This window comes from Erythrobacter sp. S227 (genome assembly GCF_057364925.1).
Genome location: NZ_CP200280.1, coordinates 42,945 through 68,415, shown reverse-complemented (window position 1 = coordinate 68,415; position 25,471 = coordinate 42,945). Strand labels below are relative to the sequence as shown.

Sequence of the window (25,471 nt, the reverse complement as noted above, 5' to 3'; positions counted from 1 at the left end):
GGAGTTCTCGGGGGGTAAAGCAATTGGATATTTTCATTTCCTATTCACGGCGGGACCGTGAACGTGTGAATTTCATGGCCAAGGCGCTGGAAGCCGAAGGCTATTCGGTCTGGTGGGACCGCGATCTTCGCGCTGGCGAAGAATTCGACAATGTGATCGACAAGCACATCAAGGAATCCACAGCGATTGTGGTGGTGTGGTCAAACACTTCGATCAAAAGCAATTGGGTCAAGGAAGAGGCCGAAGACGGCGTTGTCGACAACAAGCTCGTCCCTGCGCTTATCGACGAGGTCGTAATCCCGCGCGGGTTCAGGCGCATTCAGGCCGCTGAATTGCAGGATTCGAGCGCTGATCCCACCAAGAGCAGGAACTGGCCTGTCTTCCTTGAGAGTATCCGAACAATCGCGGGCCAAGGTCAGGGCGCCGATGCGGGCGCAGCCGAAATGGCGGCCTTTGGCCTTTCAACCTCTGACCAAGGGCAAGACGCACCTCTTGCCACAAACACGGATGACGTGCCCTTCTGGAAACGCCCGATTGGCATGGTCGCTGCGGGATTGGTGGCGCTCATCGCCGGCCTTCTTGCGATCCAGTTGATCGGATTTGGCGGCGGTGACAGTGGGCGGCTCGCAGGCGTTCCCGAAGACAAGGCGATTGTCCTTGGCATCTATCCCAATGAAAGCTTTGGCATTCAACAAAGCAACGGGCTGAAGGCATCGCTCGAAGGGTTTCCCGCCTTGATGGTGCAAGACCTTGAGGCCCCGATTGATGCGATGAAAGGCCGCGAAGCGCCCGAGGTTATCGACGACCTTCGAGCGTTTCTGGAAGAACGCAATGTTGTTGCGATCATCGGTCCATCCATCACCGAATTCACCCCTCAGGTCCTGAAAGTGATCGAAGAAAGCGGACAGCGTCCCGCCATCGTTCTGACTACCGCAGGAAGCCGCGTCGATCTGGGTTGGCATGACAGTGATTTGCCGATTTTCCGCGTGGGTTCGGGCGTGGATGAACGCGCAGCGCAGTTCAAGGTTCTTGCCGAACGCGCGATTGCGCAAGGGATCGGCATCACCTTTATGGTTGAAACCGTCGAGGGCAGTGATGAAGATACCCAAACCTATGGCGAGCTTTTCTTCAAACGTGTGTCGGAAGAATTGGGCGATACTAGGCTTGCAAACTGGCAGGCCGATGGTCGGGTAGAAACGCGCAATTTCACCCGCGGGGCGGTTAATGACGCTTTCTCGACGCCAGAGGGTCAGGCGATCCTTGATCAGAACAGGCTGATCGTGATCATGGGGTTGAGCGGGGATTTCAAAGACCTCGCCCGAAGCCAGTTCCGCGCAGATCAACCGACGCGCAAGGCCATCCTCGCCAGCTGGAACAACAGCCACCATGTCCAGGCCTTGACCGAAATGACGGCGCTGCAAACCAACCGTTTGATCGACATGACCGATGTCTTTGAAAGCGCTGGCTTCACTGGCGAAAAGCCCGAAGAGATCACCCAGTTTGAAAGCCTGTTCGGCCCGATCTCGCCGCGCTGGCGGCTTGAAGCGGTTGCGTTTGATTTAGGCGTAATCGTCAAACAGGCGGCAAGCGAGATCGAAGGGGAAATCACGGCAGACGCTCTGGTTGCGATCCTGCGTTCGCGCAGCTTCAATGGCGTTACCGGGCGGATCTTCTTCAATTCGACCGGGCAGAACACCGGCGATGCAGGCGGCCTGCAACGCTTCTATAATGTCAGCTATGATCCGAGCAGTGAGGCGTGGCGAGAGGTCGGAAACCTCGGGGCATTGATGCGGTAGAGCAAGCCCGTCCTACTGCTCCTCGACTATCCCTGAGCCTAACCTTGCGAGCGCCAGCGCAGGACGGTGCGTTCGACCAGTTCCTCTTCGCCGCCGCCCTGGTTCCACAGCTCGCTAAAGCTGGGGTCTTCGGAAGCGGGGCGCTTGTGCTCTTCGAGGGTGTCGAAGTTCACACGGATGGGGATAGCAACACCCTCGCCGCAAACGATGCACTCGCGGTTACGAAGCGCCGGAATGGAATTGAGGAACCCGCGCGAACCCTCGGGCATGGCCGAGCGCACAAACGCCTGGTCGCGGTCGTTGTTCAAACGCATCGAGATGATCGTGCCGCACTGTGAAAGGACACCTTCGGCAAGGTCGGAAGGACGCTGAGTGATGAGGCCAAGGCTAATGCCGTATTTACGACCCTCTTTCGCGATCCGGCTGAGGATTGAGCCAACCGAGGAGCCGTCTGAGTTGGCTTCATTGGGGACGTAGCGGTGGGCCTCTTCGCAAACGAGCAGAATGGGACGGGTGTTCTCTTCCCTTCCCCAAATCGCAAAGTCGAACACGAGACGCGAAAGCACCGCGACAACCGTGGAGGTGATATCGGAAGGCACGCCCGACACATCGATGATCGAAATCGGCTTACCCTCACCCGGCATGCGGAAAACCTTCGAGATGAAGTGGGTCATGGTGTCACCGACCAGCATGCCTGAGAACATGAATTGATAACGCGGATCGGCTTTGAGCTCGTCAAGCTTACCCTTGATCCGCATGTACGGCGCAGAGGAGGTCGCCTTGTCGAGCTTACCCATCTCGTCCTGGATCTTGGTTGAAAGGTCCGACAGGAGATAGGGAATGGGCGAATCCACCGTGATCTTACCCATGGATTCAGCCAGGCGGTTCTTGCTGCGCGCATGCAGAAGGCACTTGGCAAGAATGTCCATATCAACCTGACGTTCATTGCCGTCGCTGGTGAGGAGCACTTCGCAATGCTCTTCGAAATTCATCAGCCAGTATGGCATCTGAAGGTTGGATACGTCGAGGATCTTACCCGTCTGACGGAAAGCTGCAGAATATTCGCCGTGGGGGTCAATCATCACGATGTGACCTTCGGGCGCATGCTCGCAAATCCGGTGCAGGATCAATGCTGCGCTTGTCGATTTACCGGTACCCGTCGATCCCAACAGCGCAAAGTGCTTGCCTAGCATCGCGTCGATGTAAAGGCCCGCCCGAATATCCTTGGTCGGGAACACGGTTCCAATGGTGACATTGGCCCGGCCATCGCTGGCGTAAATCTGTTCGAGGTCTTTAGTGGTGGCAGGGTAAACCATCGCGCCTGGCACAGGGTAACGCGTCACACCGCGCTTAAAGCCGTGAATACGCCCGGTGAGCTTCTCTTCAGAGCCCTCACCCAGAAAGTCGATATGCGCGATGATCCCATTTTCAGCGCGCCGGTCCTTGCGTTGGTCACGCACGTTGGCAAGAAGCCAAGCATCACCAACCCGGATCTTGATCTGGCTTCCCACTTGGCCTGCCAAGGAGATTGAGCGATCGTCATCTTCCATGCACTCGTTAAGGCGCTGGAGATCGAGAGCGATTTGCGAACCTGCACCCGAGATTTCGAGGACAACACCAATCGGCAATCGGCCGTTATCTTGAGATGCACCCTCTCCCTCACGCGGTTGCTGCGCTTGGCCCTGTGCCTCAAAATTGTGATTACCCATCGCGTTCATGCGCGTATCCTTAGTCTTAGCCCAAGCACCGCACTCTGTATTGGGCGCCCATATGCTTGGTGGTCTGAACCTAAGGATCACAATGCCCGAACGGAGTTAAAATCGCGTCAACGCCCGCGCCTCTACCGGGCGGGTCAATTCAGCAAACACAGGCGCTTGGCGCCTAAAGTTTGGAGAAAGTCTGTCCTGCGATCCAGCCCATGCCCAGCGATAGAGCAATCGCCCCAAGACCATAGAATAATGACCATTCCTGAGAGGCGAAGACCACGGTGCCTTCGAGGCCCACTTTCACCACTTCGATATCCGCGGTCGCACTAGCCAAAACGCGGCCATTGGCGATCGCAAAGGTCTCTGCGGTGTATTGGCCGGTGGTCACATTGGAGGGAAGAGCGATGCGGGCCTGATAGAGGACACCTTCGCTGATCCGGACGCCTTGTGGGTCCTGCTTATACAGGCCCAATCGCTCACGCATTTCGACAAGGCCGCTTGCGTATCGGGCCTGCTCTTCAGGCTCGATTTGCCCGGAAGGGCTAAGCTGAATGAACTCGGTGCCCAGCTCATAGATCGCAGCGGTCCTCGGATCGACAATATCCGAAATCGGGTTTGAGGATGCCACGGCAAAAAATGACGGGGCCGAGCGAAAATCACTCGCGCCTGCATTCATCCAGATGCCCGCAATGCGTTCTTTCTCTCGCAGACGAATGGGTTCTGCAGGTCCTTTCAGAACCACCGCAATATCATAATCGGTCGTGTTGCCGGGGCCACGGGGATCGATAACCGCGCCATAAAGAAGCAGGTCAGCGCCGGTAAACCCTTGGCGAACTTCGATCCGCGATTGGCTGACTTCCGGTACAAGAATGGGCTCTGCCTGGCCCATCAAAAAGGGCGCTGCAAAGAGCAAGGCGACCGCCGAAAGAAAGGACCGGGCGCGGGATGTCATAGTGGGCTGACCGTGTATACTTCGTCAGGCTGCACGCCCAGACCATAGAGCATCCGCAACGCAACCGCGATCACAATTGCGGCGAGGACAAAGCGCAAGATTTCAGGCCGGGCCTTAAGCGCAATCTGCGTACCGAACTGTGCTCCCATGACGGAACCGAGGAGAAGCAACCCGGCAAGAATAATGTCGACAGCCTTGGTCGTAAGCGCATGGGTCATGGTCGTGACCATCGTCACAAACAGGATTTGAAACAGCGATGTGCCCACCACCACATTGCCGCTCATCCCCAGAATGTAGAGCATGGCGGGCACCAGAATAAAGCCGCCGCCAACACCCATCAGCATGGTCAGCACACCGACAATGACGCCCAGGACCAGCGGGGCAATCGGCGAGATATAAAGACCAGAGGCATAAAACCGCGTCCGAAACGGAAGCCCCGCCACAAGGGGGTGGTGACGCCTCTTTCGCGGCGCCGCGTCTTTCTGGTCCTTGGACGCAGACATCGCCTCGAACGCCTCGCGCATCATGAGGGTGCCGATCGAGCCCAGCATCACGACGTAAAGCATGTTGATGACCACATCGATTTGTCCAAGCGCTTGAAGCAGTCTGAACAAAGCAGCGCCAAACAGAGCGCCAATGACACCTCCGCCGACCATGACCATCCCCATTCGGTAGTCGACACCCTTGCGCCTTCCATGCGCGATCACGCCGGAGACGCTGGCGCCGGTGACCTGTGTCGCAGCCGATGCGGCGGCAACTGTCGGGGGGATGCCGTAAAAGATCAGCAGTGGCGTTGTGAGGAAACCGCCTCCGACGCCGAAAAGCCCGGACAAAATACCCGTCAGGAATCCCAAAAACACGATGAACAGGCCGTTCACCGAAAGATTCGCAATGGGCAGGTACACATCCATGATCAATCGACTAGCCCAGCGGGCATTGCGTGGGAAGGAGCGTTTATCCCCTAACCCCACAGATGTGAGAATTGATGGCTTAGAAGCGGGTCGAAACCGTCGCGGCAACGCCTGAATCGGGTTCAGCGTCACCGGCGACCTGTTCGCGGTAGTCAACCGAGACCCGCGCGGGCAATTTGCCAATATCGACGTCAAACCGCAGGGTTGGACCGATATCAACGCGGCGCGCATCCTTTTGCGCCCCGCCCCACACTCCGGCACCAAGGCTCACCCTTGCCAAGGGCGAACCCGATTTGCCCAATCGGATAAGCTCGCGTGTGATCGCCGCTTGCCCGTCGACAAAGTAGGTATCGGCATTGCCCCCGACATATCCGCCAGCGCCATAGGCTTCGAGCGAGAGGCCAAGCGGCAATTTTTGAGGCAAAAGCTCTGTTGCGACATAGGCGGCAGGACGAAGGTTCGTCTGCGCGCTCACGCCCTCATCGGAAATCGCAGGATTACGGGTCGCGCGAAGCTCGCCATAGGCACGCACAGCGATATTGCCGAGTGGCAGCGCCGATACGCCTGCTGCGAGTTCTGTTTCGCCGCCATTGACCAGCGCGTGATAAGCGCGGGCATAGACACGCGGATCATGACTGGATGAAGGCCGCGCACGCCATTGCAAATTCGCGGCAAGCTGGCTTGCGCCATAAATAGGACGCCGCCCTTGGGGGATCGTAAGCGCGCCTGAGCCCTGCCGGGAAAAGCCATAGACATCCAGCATCCAGCGATCATTTGTGCTCTGGTTCGCATAGGCTGCCTGCGCGGGGAATGGCGCCGGGGCTGCTTCATTGGCTGCTCGCCGGCCTCCACCTTGCCCCTGAGCCGCATTTCCATAGCGCGAGGCATTCAAACGCCAATCCAATGGCAAAGGCCGCTGGTCCGGAAACTGCCCCCTCGGATCAAGGCGAGGTGCGAGCGGGAATGCGGCGACTCTTGGCGGATAAGGCATTGGTTGACGATACGCCCCTGCGAATTGCCGATAGGGCCCTACTGCTCCCGCTGAGCCGCCTGCGCCCGGCCCATAGATCTGCGGCATCGGCCCCGTATAGCCTGGCGGGTAGGCATAATATCCAGGCGGAGGGTAAGGCGCGTGGACGTAACCGCCGGGTATCATCACGGGCTGAAATTGCGGGTATTGCCGAAACTGCGGATACGCAATCGAGTGGGGCGCAGGTATTGTTTCCAACGCCGCTCGCCTCGGCAAATCCTCTTGGCTGCTACCCGATGCATCCGCCATGTTCTCCGAATTCGCCACCGCGTATGAAAGCGGCCCGTCCCAAGTGGCCGCTCGCAAGCAAACCCATGCACCAAGCAATATGGCGAGCATCGCCAGCGGGGTCCCGCGCTTGCCGATGGTCTTGCCCGCCTTCATCTTCGCGCTCCATAAGCAGCGCGCGATGCGCGTTGGCGATAGGAGGTTGTGGCTGCTTGGCCGTAGCCTTCGGCCGGATAATCTGACGGCGGCTCACCCGCCACTTTTTGTTCAAGGCTAAAGCCGGCTTTGGCAGGGTGGCGATTGTGGGCCGTCTTGTCCCAGACAATACCGCGTCCGAAAAATGTGCGCCAATAGGCAAAGATGGCGCGCCATCCCGCCATAATGGCAATGATATTGGTCATCGGCAGCCGGAGCACAGCGAAAACGCCCTCTGCAACTCCGTAATTGCGGGCGGTGAAAAGAAAGCGCCAGGCAATTCGCCAAGCCAGGAAACACAGATTGGCAGTGATCAAGGCAAACATCAGCGGCGAAACCACCAATGTCGGATACATGCCAAAAGCGCTTGCGACCGAAGTGACGAGGGTTAGCGCCAATAGGATATAGCCAAGCGCCAGAACCAGCGCGGTAAAGGGCCCGCGTCTGTCGCGTGCGCGCATCCACGTTTCAGCCGCACCCCCGCTCCAACCGGTCCGGTCCCAGCCTTGAAGCGCGATCCCGTGGACCCAGCGCGTCTTCTGGCGGACGATCTCGCTAAGCTTGGAGGGAAAATAGGCGCGCGTTGCGATCAGTTGATCATCTTCGCCCCTTGCCCTCACAAAACGGCACCGCCCGCCCTGCTCTGCGATTGCGAGGCCAAGTTCATAGTCTTCGGTAAGCGATGCCGGATCAAACGGCACCCCTTCCTTGCTCGCGTCTGCAAGTTGTTCAAGCGCGCCGCGCTCCATCGCGCATCCCACACCGGCGGCGGGCAATGCAGCGCCAACCGCGCTTCGCACAACCATCGCCTTGCCATGGGCTTCTGCAAATTCTTCACAATAATGGCTTCCGAGCCAGTCGCGCCCTGCTTGCGGCAAAGGTTCAACCGGTAATTGAGCAAAATCAGCACCATCATTGATAGCCAAATCCAACAGGCCGAGCCCGGCCGGATCCACCATATCCTCTGCATCGTGAAACAGGACGCAGGAGACGCGCTTGGAGGAACGGCGTTCATCATCGCTCATCGCTTCGTAAAGTCGATTGAGACAATCCGCCTTTGTGCTTGGGCCATCGCGGTCGTGAATAACCACCCGAAGCCGCAGGTCACCTTGAGCGGCAAAAACCGCGGCCTCCAGGGTCGCCGGGTCATTCCGGTATACGCCGATATACAGTCTGAGGTTATCCTGAGGCCAGACACTCAGCAAATGGCGGATCGTATCTGATATGACTTCCGATTCCTGCCAGGCAGGAACAAAAACAGCCACAGGGTTGTCGAGAAGTTTGGATTGGAGTTGACCACGATCCACCTTTGGGGTGCTTGCCCGTCCGGTCACTTTAAGCCATAGCCACGCCAAATCGACAGCGAAGTCATCGATGGCACCTATAAGAAAGAATACTCCTGCGAACAGAAGCATTTCATACTGTATCAGAGCCAAAAATTGCCAAATATCAGATACCATACAATTCAAGGCCCCCGATCTCCTTGAACTACCAATTGATTAACACTGCACTAAAGACATAGCAACCATGTCAAATACATCCAAATTGGACTTAGATTAATGCCCGACAATATTTCTAATACTACCAGTCCATTACGCCGAGTTTTCGCACCTGTTCGCGCTCTATTTGTGGGCGATGCATCAGCTGGAATATTGTTAATTATGGTTGCAGCAGCTGCAATGCTTGCGGCCAACTCTGCTTTTGCTGATGAGTATAGGGAACTTTTTTACGGTAAGCTTGCTTGGACCCCGATCGCAAAACTGAAAGATCTTCATTACTGGATCAATGATGGTCTAATGGCAGTCTTCTTCTTCGTCGTTGGACTTGAAGTAAAACGCCATATGATCGCAGGCTCGCTGGCGGATCCCGCAGCGCGGCGGCTCCCGATGCTTGCTGCTTTTGCCGGCATGGTTGCCCCCGCGATCGTTTACATCAGCGTCTCTGGTGGTGGTCAGTTTACGAGCGGTTGGGCAATTCCGGCAGCGACCGACATCGCTTTTGCAATGGGTGTGCTTGGCCTTTTGGGAAGCCGCGTGCCTGCGTCCTTGCGCCTGTTTCTTCTGACCGTTGCGATTGTCGATGATATTGGCGCGGTGCTTGTAATTGCTGTCTTCTACACCCCGAACATTTACCTCGAATGGCTGTTGGCCGCGACCGGCGTTTTGGCTGCGATGATTGCGCTGAACCGGTTCAAGGTGTCGGTCTTCTGGCCTTACATCCTGCTTGCTGTGGTCCTTTGGTACTGCGTTTTGAATACCGGCGTCCACGCAACGATTGCAGGGGTAGTAGCCGCGCTTACCATCCCGCTGAAGCGCCGCGATGGTAACTCGATGCTCGAAAAACTCGAGCACGGCCTTGCCCCGTGGAGCGCCTATCTTGTCGTGCCGGTCTTCGGCTTCGCGAATGCGGGCGTCTCTCTTCAGGGTTTGGGGCTTGGCGCTTTGCTCGATCCGCTCCCTGTTGCGATTGCCGCCGGCCTTGTGGTGGGCAAGCAAGTCGGGATTTTCACCACTGTCTGGATTGCGGACAAATCCGGCTTTGCGCCGCGCCCTGCCAATGCAAGCTGGGCAGAAATCTGGGGTATTTCGATCCTTTGCGGGATCGGCTTCACGATGAGCCTGTTCATCGGCGGCCTTGCCTTCCCGGATCAACCCGCATTGATCGAAGAAGCCAAGATCGGCATCCTCACCGGCTCTGCGATTTCAGCTGTGCTGGGCTTCATCGTATTGCGGCTGACCACGAAGCATACGCCGGAGGAATGCGACGATCAGGGCCCGCAACCAAGCGAAGCCTAAAATCGCGGCGCAGGCGTTACCAGCTTCCGGTGTTTTCCATACTGGCCCACGGTTCCCTGGGTTCCAGATTGCCTTCTTGCAGCAACTCGATCGAGATGCCGTCGGGTGATTTGACAAAAGCCATATGACCGTCGCGCGGCGGGCGGTGGATGGTGTGGCCTGCCTGCGCCAACTTTGCGCATGTTTCATAGATGTCATCCACCCTGTAGGCGAGATGGCCAAAATTGCGTCCGCCGTCGTATGTTTCGGGTTCGCTGCCATCTTCGGGTGGCCAGTTATAGGTCAGCTCGACCTCCGCCACGCCTTCCTGCCCCGGCGAGGCAAGGAAGATGAGCGTGAAGCGGCCTGCCTCCACATCAAATCGCCGCACCTCTTTCAATCCGATGAGTTCGAAGAAAGCAACTGTCGCGTCAGGATCGGTAACACGGATCATGGAGTGCAGATACTTGACCATTTTCACTTTCCCTTCGAGCGCCCGTCATGCGCTCAACCGTTTCAATATCACCCCTATCAACACAGCCCCTATCAACACAGGCCCTATCAATACAGGTAAGGAAAAGGGCGCAAGACCTTTCAGCCTCACGCCCTTCGTTCCTCCCGCTTAGCCGCGGGCTATATTTGCTGCGACGAGCTTAGAAGCTCGCTGAAAGAGTTGCGACAAATGCGTCGCCGGTAAAGACCAGGTCACCATCAGGCTGGATCAAGTCGTTTGCGGCATCGCCTTCAACGCCAATGTAGGCAGCGCTGAGGGTGAAGGTATCGCTGAGCGCGTAATCTGCGCTGACCGACCAGTCCCATGCCTTGCTGTCATTGGTGAAGGTCAGGAAGCCGTCAGTGTAACCGATGTGGCCGTTCAATGTGACCGGCGTGTCCGGAATTCCGACGCTCACATCTGTGTAGAGATAGAGGTTATCCGTGCTGCCGAGGGAGCTTTGGTCAGGCGCATAAGCAACGCCCGGTGTGACCGAAAGAGAGGCGATCGAGAAGCTCAGTGAACCATAGAATTCGATGTAATCGGTGTCGCCCGATGCAAAAGGCGCATCCGGATACAAGTAGTAGATGACACCGACATCAGCCGATACAGCGTCGGAGAGACCACCGCTCCAACCGCCGTAAAGGTCGACTTCGGTCGAGCCATAGCCGACGGTTTGCTCGTCGATGTTTGACGCCCAGGTACCGACATACAGACCGGACGAATGGCTGACATCAAACCCACCTTGAACAGCGAATTCACCGTCCGACAGGTTGACACCGCGGAACCGGTACTCGGTCGCGAAAGCAACATTCGCGGAGAATGTGAATCCGCTCTCACCAGCCATTTTGCTGGAGGAGGCCTCGTCAATCGGTTGAATCGCGGGAGCTGTCGTTTTGTGAGCAGCGGTTGAAAGTCCTTCGCCGGCTTCAAGTGCTGCGGACGCAGCGACAAGTTCGGGCGTGACGGTTGCCAAATCGCCGGCTGCGCCAGCGGAATCATTTTCGGCAAGAGCTGGAGCTGCTGTAAGAAACAGACCAACGGAGAGGGTTGCGGCCGAAAGGCCGCGGATGGACGTGAGCATTACAACTTCCTTTGTAATTGTTGCTTCGTCCCACCTGCACGGTCGCCGGCTGCTATTTTTTAAATGCAGTCTCATCCGAACGCGACACAATCGTGCACACTCATGCTGCATAGCACAAGAGAAATTGCGCAAACTGGTGATAGCTTGTCAAAATCATAGTGGAATGTGGAGTTTGTGCACCAGTTAGTGGCTCTGTGGCACCGCAAACATACTCAACCATGTGCGGTTAAGTTGCTGTTGAGCGCGACCTCGCCTAAATAAGAGGTACGCCAGTGAACCCAAAGTTTTCGATCAAAAGACCAACCAAGACCGCCCCCCTAGCTCCGCTTCCATTCATCCACGCCCGTCAAAAAAGGGCAATAAGTCAAAGATATGTTCGACGCGATCCGCTCCATTTTCAAACCTCGCCCTGCCGCGCCGATGCCTTCGGTGCCAGAGGGTGAACGCTATTATCTGATCGGCGACATTCATGGTCGCCTTGATCTGTTTGAAGCGATGGTTGCAGCGATTGAAGACGACGATGCGTCGCGCGGCAGTGCAGACACGCAGGTCATATTGCTGGGCGATCTTGTTGACCGCGGCCCGGACAGCGCAGGTGTGGTAGCGCTTGCCCGCAACTGGCAGAGCCAACGCAAAGTGCGCGTACTTGCAGGCAATCACGAGCAGATGATGCTCGATGCGTTCAAGAAGCCTGAAATCCTGCGCCACTTTTTAAAGCACGGCGGGCGCGAGACAGTGCTGTCCTACGGCATGACGAAAAAGCAATTCAATGCAATGACATTGGAAGAGCTGTTTGCATCTTTGCCAAAGCTGATCCCGCAAAGAGAGCGCGACTATATCGCCTCCTTTGAGGAGTATATTGTGGCAGGCGACTATATGTTCGTCCATGCAGGGATCGACCCTGCGCTCCCGATCGAGGAACAGAAGCGCGCCGACCTTCTGTGGATCCGCGACCGTTTTCTCAGCCATGAGGGCCCCTTGGACAAGGTGGTCGTGCATGGTCACACAATCTTTAACAAGGTGATGGATTGCGGCAATCGGATCGGGATTGACACTGGCGCTTTTCGTTCAGGTGTGCTTAGCGCGCTCGTACTGGAAGGCGACCAGCGCAGGATCATTCAAACGATCCAAAACGGTGACGATCCGGTAGAGATTTTTCACGGGGAACGCGGGCAATAACACTGCCATATCGTTTCGCCGGAATTGTGCGGCCCAAAAGGCGTCGCTCGATGAACCTGAATGACGTTTTGACCCAAGGGACATAGACGATGAAAATTGCAATGGTGGGTTCGGGCTATGTGGGGCTCGTCTCTGGTGCGTGTTTTGCCGATTTTGGCCATGACGTGGTCTGCATCGACAAAGATCAAAGCAAGATTGATCGCCTGCATGACGGCATCATGCCGATCTATGAGCCCGGACTTGATGCTTTGGTTGAAACCAATGTGAAGTCTGGCCGCCTGTCTTTTACGACTTCGCTCGCCGAAGGTATTAAAGACGCATCCGCTATCTTCATCGCTGTCGGCACACCCAGCCGCCGCGGTGATGGCCATGCCGACCTCTCCTTCGTTTATGCCGTAGCCGAAGAAATTGGCGAAAGCCTTTCAAACGACGCGGTGATCGTCACCAAATCAACTGTGCCGGTTGGTACAGGTGACGAAGTCGAACGCATTTTGGCAGACAGCGGAACAAAGCACCGCTTTGCCGTTGTCTCCAACCCTGAGTTCCTGCGCGAAGGTGCCGCGATTGGCGACTTCAAACGCCCCGACCGCATCGTCATCGGTGCAGAGGACGATTTTGGCCGCGACATTATGAGCGAGGTTTACCGCCCGCTGTTCCTGAACGAGTCGCCCATCCTCTTCACCTCGCGCCGCACAAGCGAGCTTATCAAATACGCGGCCAATGCATTTCTCGCGACCAAGATCACTTTCATCAACGAAATGGCCGATCTGTGCGAGAAAGTGGGAGCCAATGTTCAGGATGTCAGCCGCGGCATCGGCATGGACAACCGCATTGGCGCAAAATTCCTGCACGCAGGGCCCGGCTACGGCGGATCATGCTTTCCCAAAGACACCCTTGCCCTTCTTAAAACGGCCGAGGATTACGACAGCCCGACGCGAATTGTCGAAGCTGTGGTCAAGGTCAATGAAAGCCGCAAACGGGCCATGGGCCGCAAAGTCCTGGACGCATTGGGCGGAGCAGACGCTGCACGCGGCAAAAAGGCGGCGCTTCTGGGCCTGACCTTCAAACCCAACACAGACGATATGCGCGATTCCCCTGCTATCGCGGTGGCACAAACGCTGACCGATGCAGGCGTCGAAGTTTCGGCTTATGATCCGGAAGGTATGGAGCTTGCCCAGCCGCTGATGCCCGACGTCAAAATGTGCGCTGATCCCTATGAGGCAATCGAAGGCGCAGATGCCACCGTCATCGTGACCGAGTGGGACGCGTTTCGCGCGCTCGACCTTACCCGAGTCGCGGATTTGGCCAATGCACCGGTGCTAGTGGATCTGAGAAACATCTATTCGCCAGAAGACGTGCGTTCGCGCGGATTCACCTACGCAAGTATCGGGCGCGAATAAGCGCCTGCGCGCAATGATATTTTTTAAACCTTTGCGTTAAGCATAGAGTCCCAAAATAAGCCGGTGCAAAAGTAAATTTTGTGTAAATTTTAACTTGGGAATCATCCCCTAGCTATGTAGCCTCCCTCGCAGGGGAAACACCTATGCAAAGGGGCAATACATGAAAAATCGTATCCTACTCTCTAGCGCGGGCTGCATGGCTCTTGCTGGAGCTCTAGCCACTGCACCTGCTCACGCCTCCGGCGGCGACGCAGCAACTGCAGGCGGCGACGGCCCAACCGATGAAGTCTCATTCCGTCTGGAAGCGGATAATGAGGCTGACACAGACACCGCGGATCTTCGTGCAGCGGTTTCGCCGCTGAACACCTTCCAAGGTATCGATGCGTTTGAATTCCAACCAGACGTAGCAACGATTGCCGATTTCCGTACATCGCGCACCGATGGTGGCTTTATCGGTTCGATCGTTGATCCAGACCAGAGACTCCTCGTTCGCGACGACGTGGGTGTCGATTTTGGCGATCCGGACAACGTAGCTCCGTACGCAGTGCACCTGTTCCAACAGCGCAACTCTGATGGCGGCGTGTTCTTCAACTGCACAGGCAGCGTGATCAACCCGCGTACGATCCTGACCGCCGCACACTGCCTCAACGGCAGCGATGGTCCGATTGCGACGATTTCATCTGAAAGCTACGGCCTTCCGGGCTCTGGCGCAGCGACCACGGTTCTGGTTGCGACGGGTCAGAGCAGCGCCGACCGTATCTTTACCTACATCGGTAGCGGTGCAGGTTATGCTGATGGCGGCGTTGCGTCGAGCACCGATGTCATCATCCACCCGACTGGCAATCCTGATAACATCGGCCTCGGTTTCCCATGGGCCGACGTTGCCTTGATCGCAGTCGATGCGCCGATCACTGACGTGCCGTCTTTGTCGATCCTGCTTACACCGCTCTCCGAAGTAACGCACGTTCTTCAAGTCGGTTACGGCACGAACGGCACCGGCCTCACCGGTGGCACGAATGCGGGAAGCCGCTTCCTTCGCCGTGTCGGTGAAAACATGCTTGGCCTTCTGGGCAGCACCAGTGACTTCATTGATGGCGTATTCCCGGACTTCGCTCCTGCAACGCAGACGCTCGGGTTCGAGAGCCAGAACTACTACTGGACCGATTTCGACAACCCAGACCGTACACCGGAGCAGCAAGCAGGCTGTGACTTCACCGGTTCCAACATCAGCTGTGGCACACTTGATGACGTGCTTGCGATCGACTTCTTCGATGGCGACGCGCTTCCGGGTGAAGCAGGTACGGGTCCAGGCGATTCGGGTTCACCTTTGGTCGCAGATCAGCTTGCGGGCTTCCCGCTTGCAATCGGCGTCCTTTCTGGTGGGTTCGATTTCTTCGGCCTCGGCGGCACTTACTCAGACGTGAGCTTCTACAACCCGCTCTATCCGTTCTTCGAATTCATCACCGAGAACACGTCCTACAAGTATGTCTCTGCGAATGCAGGCGATGGTAACTGGTCGGATGCAACACACTGGACGCAGGATCTCGATCCGGGCTTCTTCATCCAGGATGCAAATGGCGACATCGTCAATGGCATTCCAGTCGGAAACGAGCCAGGCATCACTGCATCTGACGGGAACTTCGGTTCGATCTTGGGTCAGGATATCTCCGGTTTCCCAACCGATATCACTCCTGGCTTCGAAGGCATCGATACGAGCGTTCCTGAAAGCTCAGCTCTGCTCGGCCCAGGTTCGACCGGCTTTGTTCCTCAGAACACCGACGGTACTATCGGCGTCGCATTCGCGAACCCGGCTCAGTACTTCGAAGTTCACCTGAACAATGCAGGACGCACCACTGTTGATCTCGACGTAGAGATCGACAAGCTGGTTGTTAACGCATCAGACGCTGAACTGTTCGTGGACTCGCCATTTGCGTTGACCCTCATTCAGGACATCGAGCAATTCGGTGGCTTGGTTGAAGTCGATGGCACGGTGAACACACCGTTCTACTTCCTCGTTAGCGGTGAGCTTGCCGGTAGCGGTGGTACGATCAACACCAATGCCCTGCTTAACGCCAATGGCCTTCTGAACGCAGGTGGTGCTGGTGCATTTGGAGACATGACCATCAATGGTGATTTCCTCCAAACGTCTGCCGGCTTCACTTGGTCAGACTTCAGCCGTGGTCGCCGCGGTGCGGTTACTTCAGATGTCTATGACATCACGGGAACCGCGTTCCTTGGTGGTACGCTTCTGGTTAGCACAAACGACCGCCGCCCTCGCTTCGGCACAGAGTATACTGCTCTGACCGCTGGCGCGATCGACGGTTCGTTCGATGGCACTCTGCTCCTCAGCAATTCTGCAACTCTGCAGGCTGAGAGCCGTGTAGAAGGCAATGAAGTGATTGTTGAGATCACCGCTCGCAGCCTTCGCTCGCTTGGTCGCGGAACCCAAATGGAATCGCTGGGCGGTGCGCTGGATAGCCTTCGTGCATCACGCTTTGCCGAGTTTGCGGGTCTGTTCGACTTCGTTGATGCGGCAAGCTTCGACACGCTCGGAGGCACATTGACTGCGATCTCGCCAGTGAGCGCGCTCAACCAGACCTTCACTGCAAACTCGTTCTCGCACCGTTTCACAGGTCAGATTGCCCAGCGCACTCTTGCGCTGCGTAATGGATCGCGGGCTGCTGGTGGCTTTACCGCTGCTGGCAATGCGAGCTTCGCGATTGCTGGTGGTGCACCTACGGAGATCGGCAAAGTCGGCACGTTCGGCACCGCTTCCGGCATCTACCTCAACGGTGGACAGGTTCAGCAGGGCGTAACCGGCAACGGTACCGCAGGATTTGGTGCCTTTGGTGTCAATGGTGTCAGCACCGGTGAAATCGGCGCGAATGCTTTCGAACAACTGTCTCTGAACCAGGCCGGTGAAATCACCGTTGGTGCGGATCTGCGTGTCTCGGAAGGCTTCAGCTTCGGTGTAGCGGTGTCCAACATCCGCAACAGCCAGCTGGCGCTTGCCGGTAACCAACCGCAAGAAGACATCAGCCGCTCTGTCGCAATCTACGCGACGTATAGCGACGGTGGTCTCTTCGCTGATGGTTACGCCGGTACTGCCGACCAACGTCTGGGCTCGACCCGTCAGTCATCTGGCGAGTTCTTGAACGCCTTCGACAGCTCCATCGGCCAATCCGATGGCGATCAGGTCTTCGGCGGTGTTCGCCTTGGCTACGCTTTCGACCTTGCCCGGGGCCTCGAAGTTGGCCCAGTGGCCAGCCTCGACTATCTCAGCAACCGTATCGGTGGCTATGATGAAACCGGCGCTGGTGCATTTGGTCTCTCCGTTGCTGACCGTACCTTCACCTCGCTTGGTGCGAAGGTTGGTGCGATGGCTAGCGTTGACATCATGGCATCCGAGAAGGGCTCGCTTCGTGCCTTCGGTTCGGTGGCTTATGCCCGCGAACTGGCTGACACTGAGGACACAGTGGTTGCACACTTCTTCGGTGCTGCAGACACGCCGTTCGAGCTTTCAAACTCACTCGACCCACAATGGGTGAGCGTGAACGCAGGCGCAGAAATGATGCTGGGTAACAACTTCTCGGCTTCTGTCTCTGTCACCTCGGACATGGGCCGCGGCGTTCTCTCGAACGACCAGGCGCAGGCTTCACTGAGCTGGCGCTTCTAAGCCTACACTAGAGCTTTTTCGGCTCTAACAAGCGCCGGGCCTTGCCACTTGGTAAGGCCCGGCGTTTTGCTTTTGTTTTCGGGAATGGACCGGACATCCGTTTCCGGCGCGCTAACAATATCAGGGGGCGTCATAAGCCGGGTTCTGTGTCCCCAATGGGGCGGCAACCATTCATCTGGGCGACCTGTTGCCAAGTGCGCTCAAGCAGCCAACCCGGGTCTTCACGGGGCGAAACACCCCTGCCCGCTCCGAAAAGCGCGCGCGAGACCCCTATTTGGCCTTGCTCCGGGTGGGGTTTGCCGTGCGGAGCCTGTTACCAGACCCCCGGTGCGCTCTTACCGCACCCTTTCACTGTTGCCTGTGGTCCTTAAACCCATCGGCGACCTGCTCTCTGTGGCACTTTCCCTAAACGCTGACCCGAAAGCCAACGCTCGGCGGGCGTTACCCGCCACCCTTGTTTCGTGGAGCCCGGACTTTCCTCGCATACCAAAAGGCACACGCGGCTGCCTCAGCCCCCTGATGCCACGCGCCCTACAGGACCGCGCATGTCTAGGAAAGTCCAAAGACGCGCTAGGGCGTGACGATATCAAACTGTGGATCGGGCTGATCCAGTGATTGGAACAAGCCCAGAAGCGCCAGAGGATTGCCTTCGATCGTTGCTGCTCCACTTGCGAGCAAGGACTGGATATCGACCTCTTGCGCAAGCAGGAGGTTGAAGTCGCTGCGATCAATGGTGAGCGCGGCTGCGGGTCCTTCGGCCGTGCCAGAGCGCGGATACATCACGCTGCGGCGCATATCGACGGTGATGCTTTCCCCGGTGTCGGGGAAGGCGAATTGAAGGACAGCAGGCTCTCCTTGCATCTTGGCCGGATTGAACCGAGTGGCAAGCGCATCAAACAGGTCGAGCGTTGGTACAGCGGCAAGCACCCCGGCAGTGGCAGTGGTGATATCAGCGTTCTCGCGCGGGACACGAAGCTCGTCAGCCGCAGACAGATAGATATTGCGCCAGGTCCCGCCTTCAGACTGGTAACCCAATTGCTCATACGTCGCTGCTAGCCATTGCCGGGCCGCTTCGTTCTCGGGCTCTGCAAACACCAGCGTCTGCAAAAGGCGTGCGCCCCAACGGTATTCGCCTGCCTCAAACGCGGCCTGCCCCTTGCCTAGAGCTGCCTCAGCTCCGCCAAGCGCTTCGACCCACCTAACCGCTTCCTCAGCCTTTGGCAGCGGATCATAATCCGCCGGAACCGCATTCCACCAACCGAAATAGCGTTGATAAACGGCGCGCGAATTGTGTTCATATGTGCCGTAATAGCCGCGCGTTCCAAAATCGCTCGCGGCAAAGTCAGGCTCGCCAATGGCGTTGGCGATCTCGTCCATGGTCGCCCCCTGATTGGCAAGACGCAGGGTCTGATCGTGGGTGAACCTGTATGTGTCACGCTGATTGCGCAGCGCCTCTCGGACATTGTCATTGCCCCAGATCGGCCAATGGTGCGAGGCCAGCATAACTGATGACTTGGCACCAAACTGCACCAAAATATCGTCGATTGTGCGGCTCCACTTGAGGCTGTCACGCACCAGAGCGCCGCGCGGGGTGAGAATATTGTGAAAATTGCGCGTAGCGACCTCGGCGGTGTGGAGCGCGTTATATTGCGGCAGGTAGAACACGAATTCCGATGGTGCTTCTGTGCCACCAGCATCGAGGAACTCGAACATCACGCCGTCAATCTCGAGAGTTTGGCTCTCCACCCCAAGCTCACGCGTAGGTGGAAGCAAGCCAATAGGCCCGGTCGAAAGCTTCGGCCCAAGCCCAACGCCCACTACGCCTTGCGAATTGACCGGAAGGTTTGCGCCAAACTGATATTGTGCGCGGCGACCCATAGCCGCGCCTGCAAGCACGCTTTCGCCCACTGTTTCGGCGGTGAAGCCAGCCGGAGCGATAATCTCGACCTCGCCTGCGGCCAAGGCCTCGCGTGATGTCACGCCCAGCACGCCGCCAAAGTGGTCGGCATGGCTGTGGGTGTAGAGCACGGCGACAACCGGACGCTCTCCCAAGGTAGCATTGGCCAGTGCAAGGCCCGCTTTTGCAGGTGCCGGGGTCAAGAGCGGATCGATCACGATCCAGCCGCTTTCCCCCGCGATCAGGGTCATCACCGACAGGTCATAGCCGCGGATCTGATAGATACCGGGCACAACCTCGAACAGGCCGTGAATTGCGGTCAGCCGGCTTTGCCGCCAGAGCGACGGGTTCACGGTATCGGGAGCCTCAGCGTTGAGGAAATCGAAGTCGGGAATGCTCCACGCAACGCTGCCATCTTCATTAAGAATATCGCCTTCGAGCTGGGCCAAAAGGCCGCGCCGGGCATTCTCGAAATCGGCAGTGTCAGCGAGCGGGAGTTCGCTTGCGACAGCGGCATTGTGAACCACTGTTTGCTCGCTTGCAGCGCCTTGGGGTGGAGGAGCGTTTCCGGCCAATGCAAGAAGTGCCAGCACGGATGCCGTCGCCGCTAAGTGTCTCATCAATATCCCCTCGTTCCCGTTTGTTGCTGCCCTTTTTGAGCTAGCGTGTCAGTCCCTGATCTCTTTCAAGCAGCAATTGCCACAAGATGGCCCCCAATTGCGCATCCGGCCGGCCCTCGATCCGTTCCGGCCGCCAACGCCGCTCAAACGCTTCAATCGCCTTGATACCTTCTGTGATATCATAGCCAAACCGCTCCAAAGCGAGGAGAAAAGCCCCGTCATTGTCGAACGGATCAGCAGCCTCAAACTTTGCAGGCGTAGGCAGGCACAGGCCATATTCCGACAAGCGCTCCCACGGGAAAAGCTCGCCCGGGTCCACTTTGCGCATGGGCGCTACGTCGGAGTGGCCGACCACATTGGCGCGGGCAATATCATAGTCTTTGACGATGCGAGCAACCAGCGGGACCAGCGCTTTGAACTGGCTTTCTTTGAAACCGCGATACCCACCATTCACAGGGTCATGGCCCGGGTGATCAAGCTCGATCCCGATACTCGCCGAATTCACATCCTTGATCCCGCGCCAATAAGACGCGCCCGCATGCCAGGCGCGCTTCGCCTCGCTTACAAGCTGGATCACCTCGCCTTCCTCGGTGATGAGGTAATGCGCGCTCACCCCCGCTTCCGGGTCAGTCAGCCGCTCAAGCGCGGTCTCGACCGGCTTCATCTCAGTGTAATGGATCACCAGCATGGTGATCGGCAGCTGGCGATCGTTGCAATTGGGAGATGGTACAACGCGGTGAACAAGTTCGCTCACCTCCATATCGCGCCAATCACCGTCTCGCATTTCGCTCACCCGATCATACCCTCAGGCTCTGGCAGAACCGCGCCCAGGACAAGCGCGCCGTCGGCCATTGCGAACTGCAACCCGCCGCCCATGTCCCTCGCCAGCAAGGCGATCATGTGAGCGGCTGCCGTGCGGCTTGTGATCTCATCGTCGGGCAGTTCGCCCTGCAAGGCCTGTCCGATGGTTTCATCAAAGGCCAGCTTTTCCGCAGTTGCGCGCGCGACGATTTCGACATTTCCGCCGGTCCGTTCCGCCCCGATGTCCAGCGTGCCGCCCCGCACCAATGCATCCAATGCGATTTGCGAGAGGTTGAGCATAACCTTGATCGCTGCTTTGGGCAGCTTGGCATCGGAAATCGCCCAATTGAGCTCAACGCGTTTTGCATCGGCAGCCAATGATCCAATCACTTCCTGCGCTTCTTCGACAGGCACATATTCGCCAAATCCGCCTGCTGCGCCAAAGGCAAGCCGGAAGAATTTGAGCTTGTCTGTGCTGGTCTTGGCGCTTTGTTCAAGCAGCTCCACACAGCGTTTCTGCATCTCCGGATCGGTTTCGTCAGCCAGAAGCTCGATCCCGTTGGATAAAGCGCCCACAGGCGACAAAAGGTCATGGCACAGGCGCGAACACAAAAGCGCGGCGAGATCGGTTTGTGAAGTCATTTAGGCCCTTGTACGTGAAAAGTTTGGCATTCTTGGCACACTGTCTAAGGCCAAAAAACATCTTCGGCCACAGGCGGGTGCGAAAGTTCCACCAAAGCGGCTCAAAAAATGGACGGGTGCGCTCTGCATGAAGGGGAGATTACCCGCCTACCTCCGCGAAGGAAAGCGGCTGGAACCCTTCAGGAAGTTCTCGCCAGAACGCAATCGCGCCTTCGCCTGCAATCGCCCAGATCATTCTATCGCCCGGCGCCATCTCCTGATCCGTGACCGAGGGTTTGGCCGCGCCTTTGGGATGGGAATGAAAATACCCGAGCAATTCGGGCCCGCCGGACCGCGCGGCACGGTGCGCATCAATCAAGGTTTGGGGGTCCAGTTCGAAATGCGTATGCGGCGCATGGTGCACATTGCGGGCCTCCACAAATTGCGTGATGCGCGCCCCCTCACCCAACAATATGCCGCAGGCCTCGCGTGGGTCAGCGCGCAGCGCGGCATCGCGTAACGCTTCGAGCACGTCTCTTGTCACTTCGATAGCCATCGCCCATGGGTTTAGTCATGTCCGACAAGGAAGTCATCAAAGGCACCATCACAATATCTGCCCGGCTCGACAAGGCTCTGGCAGAGGCAACCGATTTGTCGCGTGCCCGTGTGCAGGCTTTGATTGGGGAAGGCTTGGTGGAAGTCGACGGCAAGCCTGAAACCTCTGCCAGCGCCAAAGCGGCTGCGGGTGCGGCCTTCAGCATATCGATCCCCGCCGCGGTCGAGGCACGGGCACGTCCCCAAGACATTCCGCTTGAAGTGACGTTTGAGGACAAACACCTCATCATCGTCAACAAACCTGCTGGCATGGTGGTGCATCCGGCTGCCGGCAATCCCGACGGGACTTTGGTGAACGCGCTTCTCCATCACTGTGACGGGAGCCTTTCTGGCATTGGCGGTGTCGCACGCCCAGGCATTGTGCACAGGATCGACAAGGACACCTCTGGCCTGCTGGTAGTGGCCAAATCCGATGCCGCGCACGAAAGCCTTGCCGCGCAATTTGCCGAGCATTCGGTTCACCGCCGCTATTTGGCGGTCTGCGCCGGGCACCCTACCCCTTCATCGGGCACAATAGACGAGAGATTGGGCCGCTCGGACCACAACCGAAAGAAAATGGCTGTGCTGGACAAGAATTCCTCTCGCGGGAAACACGCCATTACCCATTATAAGACGCTTCAGAGGCTCTCATCGAGTTCATTGATCGAGTGCCGTTTGGAAACCGGCCGAACGCATCAGGTGCGCGTTCACTGTGCATCAATCGGCCATGCGTTATTGGGAGACCAACTCTACGGTAAAACGCCGAAAGCCCTCAAACCGCTCCTTACCGAGCTGGGATTCGCACGGCAGGCGCTTCATGCGGCTGAATTGGGTTTCCACCATCCCGTTTTGGGGCAAGAACTAAGGTTTTCTGCGGATTTACCGCCCGATATGAGGGAACTAATCGACGAACTTGGCCGTTCTTATCGATGAAATGCACTGCAAAACGAGAGAAACTCGCATATATGTAACCAAGTGGCCCGTAACTCCGGATGCCCATCAGGGGTCCGAAAAGTCGAGGTCGACGCAAGAAAGGTTGGAAATTACGTGAGCACTAAAGCAAAAGTTCCGGCACTCAGCGGCGAGCAAAGCCTCAACCGCTATCTGTCGGAAATCAAAAAATACCCCGTGTTGACCGCCGAGCAGGAATATATGCTCGCAAAGCGTTACGCCGAACACGAAGATCCGGAGGCCGCCTCACAGCTGGTTTCGTCGCACCTTCGTCTCGTTGCGAAAATCGCTATGGGCTATCGCGGTTATGGCCTGCCCGTCTCGGACCTGATTTCCGAAGGGAACGTGGGCCTGATGCAGGGCGTCAAGAAATTCGAACCCGATCGCGGCTTCCGCCTCGCGACTTATGCGATGTGGTGGATCAAGGCGAGCATTCAGGAATACATCCTGCGTTCGTGGAGCCTTGTCAAAATGGGCACCACCGCGGCTCAGAAAAAGCTGTTCTTCAACCTTCGCCGGATGAAGAAGCAACTCGAAGCCTATGACGATTCCGATCTGCACCCTGAGGACGTGACCAAAATCGCGACCGATCTGGGCGTGCCGGAGCAGGAAGTCGTCAATATGAACCGCCGGATGATGATGGGCGGCGATGGCTCGCTCAACACACCGATGCGCAATGGTGAAGAGGGTGCCGGTGAATGGCAGGATTGGCTGACCGATGATCGTCCGCTTCAGGACGAGACGGTTGCCGATGCTGAAGAAGCCAACGTGCGCCACGAAATGCTGGTCGAGGCAATGGATAGCCTGAACGAGCGTGAGCAGCACATCCTGACCGAACGCCGCCTGACGGAAAGCCCACAAACATTGGAAGAGCTCTCACAGGTATACGACGTAAGCCGTGAGCGTATCCGCCAGATCGAAGTGCGCGCCTTTGAAAAGCTGCAAAAAGCAATGCAGCGTATCGCTGGCGACCGCCTGATGCCCGGAGTGGCGTAAGCCTTATCGAGGCAGCGCTTTCAACAGCGCGTCAAAAACAGAAACATCGAAGCGCCGGGGGGGCTCCTCCGGCGCTTTGCGTTTGATCTCGGCCAGCAGTTCGTCCTTTTCCGGAAATTCCCAACGGATCCTACCCGGCAAAACTTCAGACACAGCGCTGAACCAAGCTATCAAATCCGGTTGAAGGGCGAGATGCTGCTCGAAATTACCGCGCCTTCGGGTCGGGTCGCCTTCTTTTTGCGCCCGGGCCACAGAAGGCTCGATCCGCTTGACCAGATATAGGTCCGCAAAACCCAGCCTGCCCTTCGAGATGGCTTCACGGACAAAAACCTGCGCGTGCGCAAACTTGTCGGGCCAATGAAAGCCTGCCCGCTCCATGCACCATGAAAAATGGATCTTCATCGGATCAGTGTCGCAGATGGCAAAGCCGTGCTCGCGCTCAATCTCAAGCGCCATCTGGAATTTTCGCACATTGTGTTCAGCCCAGAAGTGGGCGTGCTCGTCCAGACTGGCAATCGTATCCGGAATATCCCCCTTTACCGGAATTTCAGGCACAAAACGGCCATCGCCGAAACCTTGAGCATATGTCGTCTTTCCAGCAGCGCTAATCCCTTCGAGGACGACAATCATCGGTGGCTCATTTCCTCAGCCGGCAAAAGTCATCGCCCATCGCGGTGTTGAGCACGGCGCGGTATTCGGCGAACTTCGCCGCATCCTCTCCTACAAAGCCGAAAACCGGCTCTGCGATCTGTTCCAACGGCACAAACGCCACTGGACACGACACGGGCACCAATTGCGAACCCTGCCCCACTTGCAAGGTGGAGAGCAGACCAAACATGCGCGCCTCGCGCGTTGCCCGGCCCAGCATGATCATTCGGTACTGACCCTCTTCAGAAGTCATTAGATAGGTGTGGCCCGACAGGTGGGGCATGGAGACAAAGCCGCCCTGCTCGAACTCTGTATCCAGCCGGTCACTTTCCGAGAAGACAAGGTGACCCTTCGCATCATCCCAGAGGATGACCGTGCGGTAGGCATAGACCGCGCCGTCCTCGCCAAAGCTTGCGCGCAAGGTAAGGTATTCGCCTTCGATCCAGCGGACAGCAGGACGCGAGTAAGAACCCATGTGCTCCGGCGCGTGCATGGACGCAGGCGGCGAAACGGCAGGTTCTGTGGCCAAACTCCCCCGCAGAGACGCGCCCAGAGCCTCTTCCAGGCGTACAATCGTCGCGAGGGTAAAGCGGCGGCGACCAGACAATGCCTTTTCCAGCGTCGACACAGAGAGCTTTGCTGCCTGCGCCAAACCGGCGCGTGACAGCCTTTGCCTCGCGATCTCTTCGCGAAGCCGCGCTGCCACACTTGCATCATCGAAATCGCTCATCATCCCTCCGCTCACAAACTCATAGCCCATCGCATCCTCCCCTTCATCCTCTTTGCCTCTCAATTGCCGGACATATCCGCACATTTGCGTAAAACTCTGCCTCAAGCCTCCCAACTGTGCGCCAAAGCGGCGGATATTGGCTGGAATTGGCCGTGGCAGTGCGGCTCAATTCGTCGCTACTGAGATACG

20 protein-coding genes and 1 other RNA gene are annotated in these 25,471 nt (G+C 57.4%); 7 read left to right on the top strand and 14 right to left on the bottom strand.

What is annotated here, in order from left to right; all coding sequences use genetic code 11:
- Positions 1-23 precede the first annotated feature (23 nt).
- Positions 24-1,796, top strand: coding sequence for a toll/interleukin-1 receptor domain-containing protein (locus AC0V6Q_RS00315; RefSeq protein WP_486166454.1), 1,773 nt, complete (start codon positions 24-26; stop codon positions 1,794-1,796).
- A gap of 38 nt (positions 1,797-1,834) precedes the next feature.
- Here AC0V6Q_RS00315 and AC0V6Q_RS00310 read toward each other — a convergent pair whose 3' ends face one another.
- From AC0V6Q_RS00310 to AC0V6Q_RS00290, 5 genes are all read right to left on the bottom strand, one after another.
- Entirely contained in the window at positions 1,835-3,514 is a 1,680-nt protein-coding gene (locus AC0V6Q_RS00310) for an ATP-binding protein (RefSeq protein ID WP_486166453.1), read from the bottom strand.
- Positions 3,515-3,677: 163 nt separating this feature from the next.
- Positions 3,678-4,391: a TIGR02186 family protein gene (locus tag AC0V6Q_RS00305; protein WP_486169211.1), complete on the bottom strand. Its 714-nt coding sequence runs from the start codon at positions 4,389-4,391 to the stop codon at positions 3,678-3,680.
- 59 nt (positions 4,392-4,450) lie between these two features.
- The gene (locus tag AC0V6Q_RS00300) at positions 4,451-5,365 is read right to left on the bottom strand and encodes a sulfite exporter TauE/SafE family protein (protein ID WP_486166452.1); all 915 of its coding nucleotides are present in this window, start codon (positions 5,363-5,365) and stop codon (positions 4,451-4,453) included.
- Positions 5,366-5,444: 79 nt separating this feature from the next.
- Positions 5,445-6,779, bottom strand: a complete 1,335-nt coding sequence (locus tag AC0V6Q_RS00295; protein ID WP_486166451.1) for a hypothetical protein — start codon at positions 6,777-6,779, stop codon at positions 5,445-5,447.
- A complete protein-coding gene (locus AC0V6Q_RS00290) occupies positions 6,776-8,278 on the bottom strand; it encodes a glycosyl transferase family protein (RefSeq protein WP_486166450.1) in 1,503 nt (500 codons plus the stop codon). The genes AC0V6Q_RS00295 and AC0V6Q_RS00290 overlap by 4 nt, the downstream gene beginning before the upstream one ends.
- Positions 8,279-8,377: 99 nt before the next feature.
- On the opposite strand from AC0V6Q_RS00290, the gene nhaA reads away from it, so the two are divergent.
- Positions 8,378-9,613 (top strand): Na+/H+ antiporter NhaA, encoded by a 1,236-nt coding sequence (gene nhaA, locus AC0V6Q_RS00285; RefSeq protein ID WP_486166449.1) that lies wholly within the window; start codon positions 8,378-8,380, stop codon positions 9,611-9,613.
- 16 nt (positions 9,614-9,629) lie between these two features.
- Here the strand turns inward: nhaA and AC0V6Q_RS00280 are convergent, their stop codons facing one another.
- Positions 9,630-10,067, bottom strand: coding sequence for a VOC family protein (locus tag AC0V6Q_RS00280; RefSeq protein ID WP_486166448.1), 438 nt, complete (start codon positions 10,065-10,067; stop codon positions 9,630-9,632).
- A 178-nt stretch (positions 10,068-10,245) separates the two neighbouring features.
- Entirely contained in the window at positions 10,246-11,169 is a 924-nt protein-coding gene (locus AC0V6Q_RS00275) for a TorF family putative porin (protein WP_486166447.1), read from the bottom strand.
- A 372-nt stretch (positions 11,170-11,541) separates the two neighbouring features.
- Between AC0V6Q_RS00275 and AC0V6Q_RS00270 the strand changes: the two genes are divergently transcribed.
- From AC0V6Q_RS00270 to AC0V6Q_RS00260, 3 genes are all read left to right on the top strand, one after another.
- Positions 11,542-12,348 carry a metallophosphoesterase family protein gene (locus AC0V6Q_RS00270; protein WP_486166446.1) on the top strand — a complete coding sequence of 269 codons (807 nt, stop codon included), beginning with the start codon at positions 11,542-11,544 and terminating at the stop codon, positions 12,346-12,348.
- Positions 12,349-12,437: 89 nt separating this feature from the next.
- Complete coding sequence (locus tag AC0V6Q_RS00265; protein ID WP_486166445.1) at positions 12,438-13,748, top strand: UDP-glucose dehydrogenase family protein; 1,311 nt, start codon at positions 12,438-12,440, stop codon at positions 13,746-13,748.
- A gap of 160 nt (positions 13,749-13,908) precedes the next feature.
- Positions 13,909-17,424 (top strand): autotransporter domain-containing protein, encoded by a 3,516-nt coding sequence (locus AC0V6Q_RS00260; RefSeq protein ID WP_486166444.1) that lies wholly within the window; start codon positions 13,909-13,911, stop codon positions 17,422-17,424.
- Positions 17,425-17,541: 117 nt separating this feature from the next.
- Here the strand turns inward: AC0V6Q_RS00260 and rnpB are convergent.
- The 5 genes from rnpB to AC0V6Q_RS00235 form a co-directional block, all read right to left on the bottom strand.
- Positions 17,542-17,943, bottom strand: an RNA gene (gene rnpB / locus AC0V6Q_RS00255) — RNase P RNA component class A.
- Between the two features lie 51 nt (positions 17,944-17,994).
- Positions 17,995-19,941, bottom strand: a complete 1,947-nt coding sequence (locus AC0V6Q_RS00250; RefSeq protein WP_486166443.1) for an alkyl/aryl-sulfatase — start codon at positions 19,939-19,941, stop codon at positions 17,995-17,997.
- Between the two features lie 40 nt (positions 19,942-19,981).
- Positions 19,982-20,725 carry an N-acetylmuramoyl-L-alanine amidase gene (locus AC0V6Q_RS00245; RefSeq protein ID WP_486169210.1) on the bottom strand — a complete coding sequence of 248 codons (744 nt, stop codon included), beginning with the start codon at positions 20,723-20,725 and terminating at the stop codon, positions 19,982-19,984.
- A 5-nt stretch (positions 20,726-20,730) separates the two neighbouring features.
- Positions 20,731-21,384, bottom strand: coding sequence for a histidine phosphotransferase family protein (locus tag AC0V6Q_RS00240; protein WP_486166442.1), 654 nt, complete (start codon positions 21,382-21,384; stop codon positions 20,731-20,733).
- 139 nt (positions 21,385-21,523) lie between these two features.
- Positions 21,524-21,919: a M67 family metallopeptidase gene (locus tag AC0V6Q_RS00235; protein WP_486166441.1), complete on the bottom strand. Its 396-nt coding sequence runs from the start codon at positions 21,917-21,919 to the stop codon at positions 21,524-21,526.
- A 17-nt stretch (positions 21,920-21,936) separates the two neighbouring features.
- On the opposite strand from AC0V6Q_RS00235, the gene AC0V6Q_RS00230 reads away from it, so the two are divergent.
- Both AC0V6Q_RS00230 and rpoH read left to right on the top strand, forming a co-directional pair.
- Complete coding sequence (locus AC0V6Q_RS00230) at positions 21,937-22,890, top strand: RluA family pseudouridine synthase (protein WP_486166440.1); 954 nt, start codon at positions 21,937-21,939, stop codon at positions 22,888-22,890.
- 114 nt (positions 22,891-23,004) lie between these two features.
- Positions 23,005-23,904, top strand: coding sequence for an RNA polymerase sigma factor RpoH (rpoH, locus tag AC0V6Q_RS00225; RefSeq protein ID WP_486166439.1), 900 nt, complete (start codon positions 23,005-23,007; stop codon positions 23,902-23,904).
- Positions 23,905-23,907: 3 nt separating this feature from the next.
- On the opposite strand, the gene AC0V6Q_RS00220 is transcribed toward rpoH, so the two are convergent.
- Both AC0V6Q_RS00220 and AC0V6Q_RS00215 read right to left on the bottom strand, forming a co-directional pair.
- Positions 23,908-24,459 carry a hypothetical protein gene (locus tag AC0V6Q_RS00220; protein ID WP_486166438.1) on the bottom strand — a complete coding sequence of 184 codons (552 nt, stop codon included), beginning with the start codon at positions 24,457-24,459 and terminating at the stop codon, positions 23,908-23,910.
- Between the two features lie 82 nt (positions 24,460-24,541).
- A complete protein-coding gene (locus tag AC0V6Q_RS00215; protein WP_486166437.1) occupies positions 24,542-25,366 on the bottom strand; it encodes a helix-turn-helix domain-containing protein in 825 nt (274 codons plus the stop codon).
- Positions 25,367-25,471: the final 105 nt, after the last annotated feature.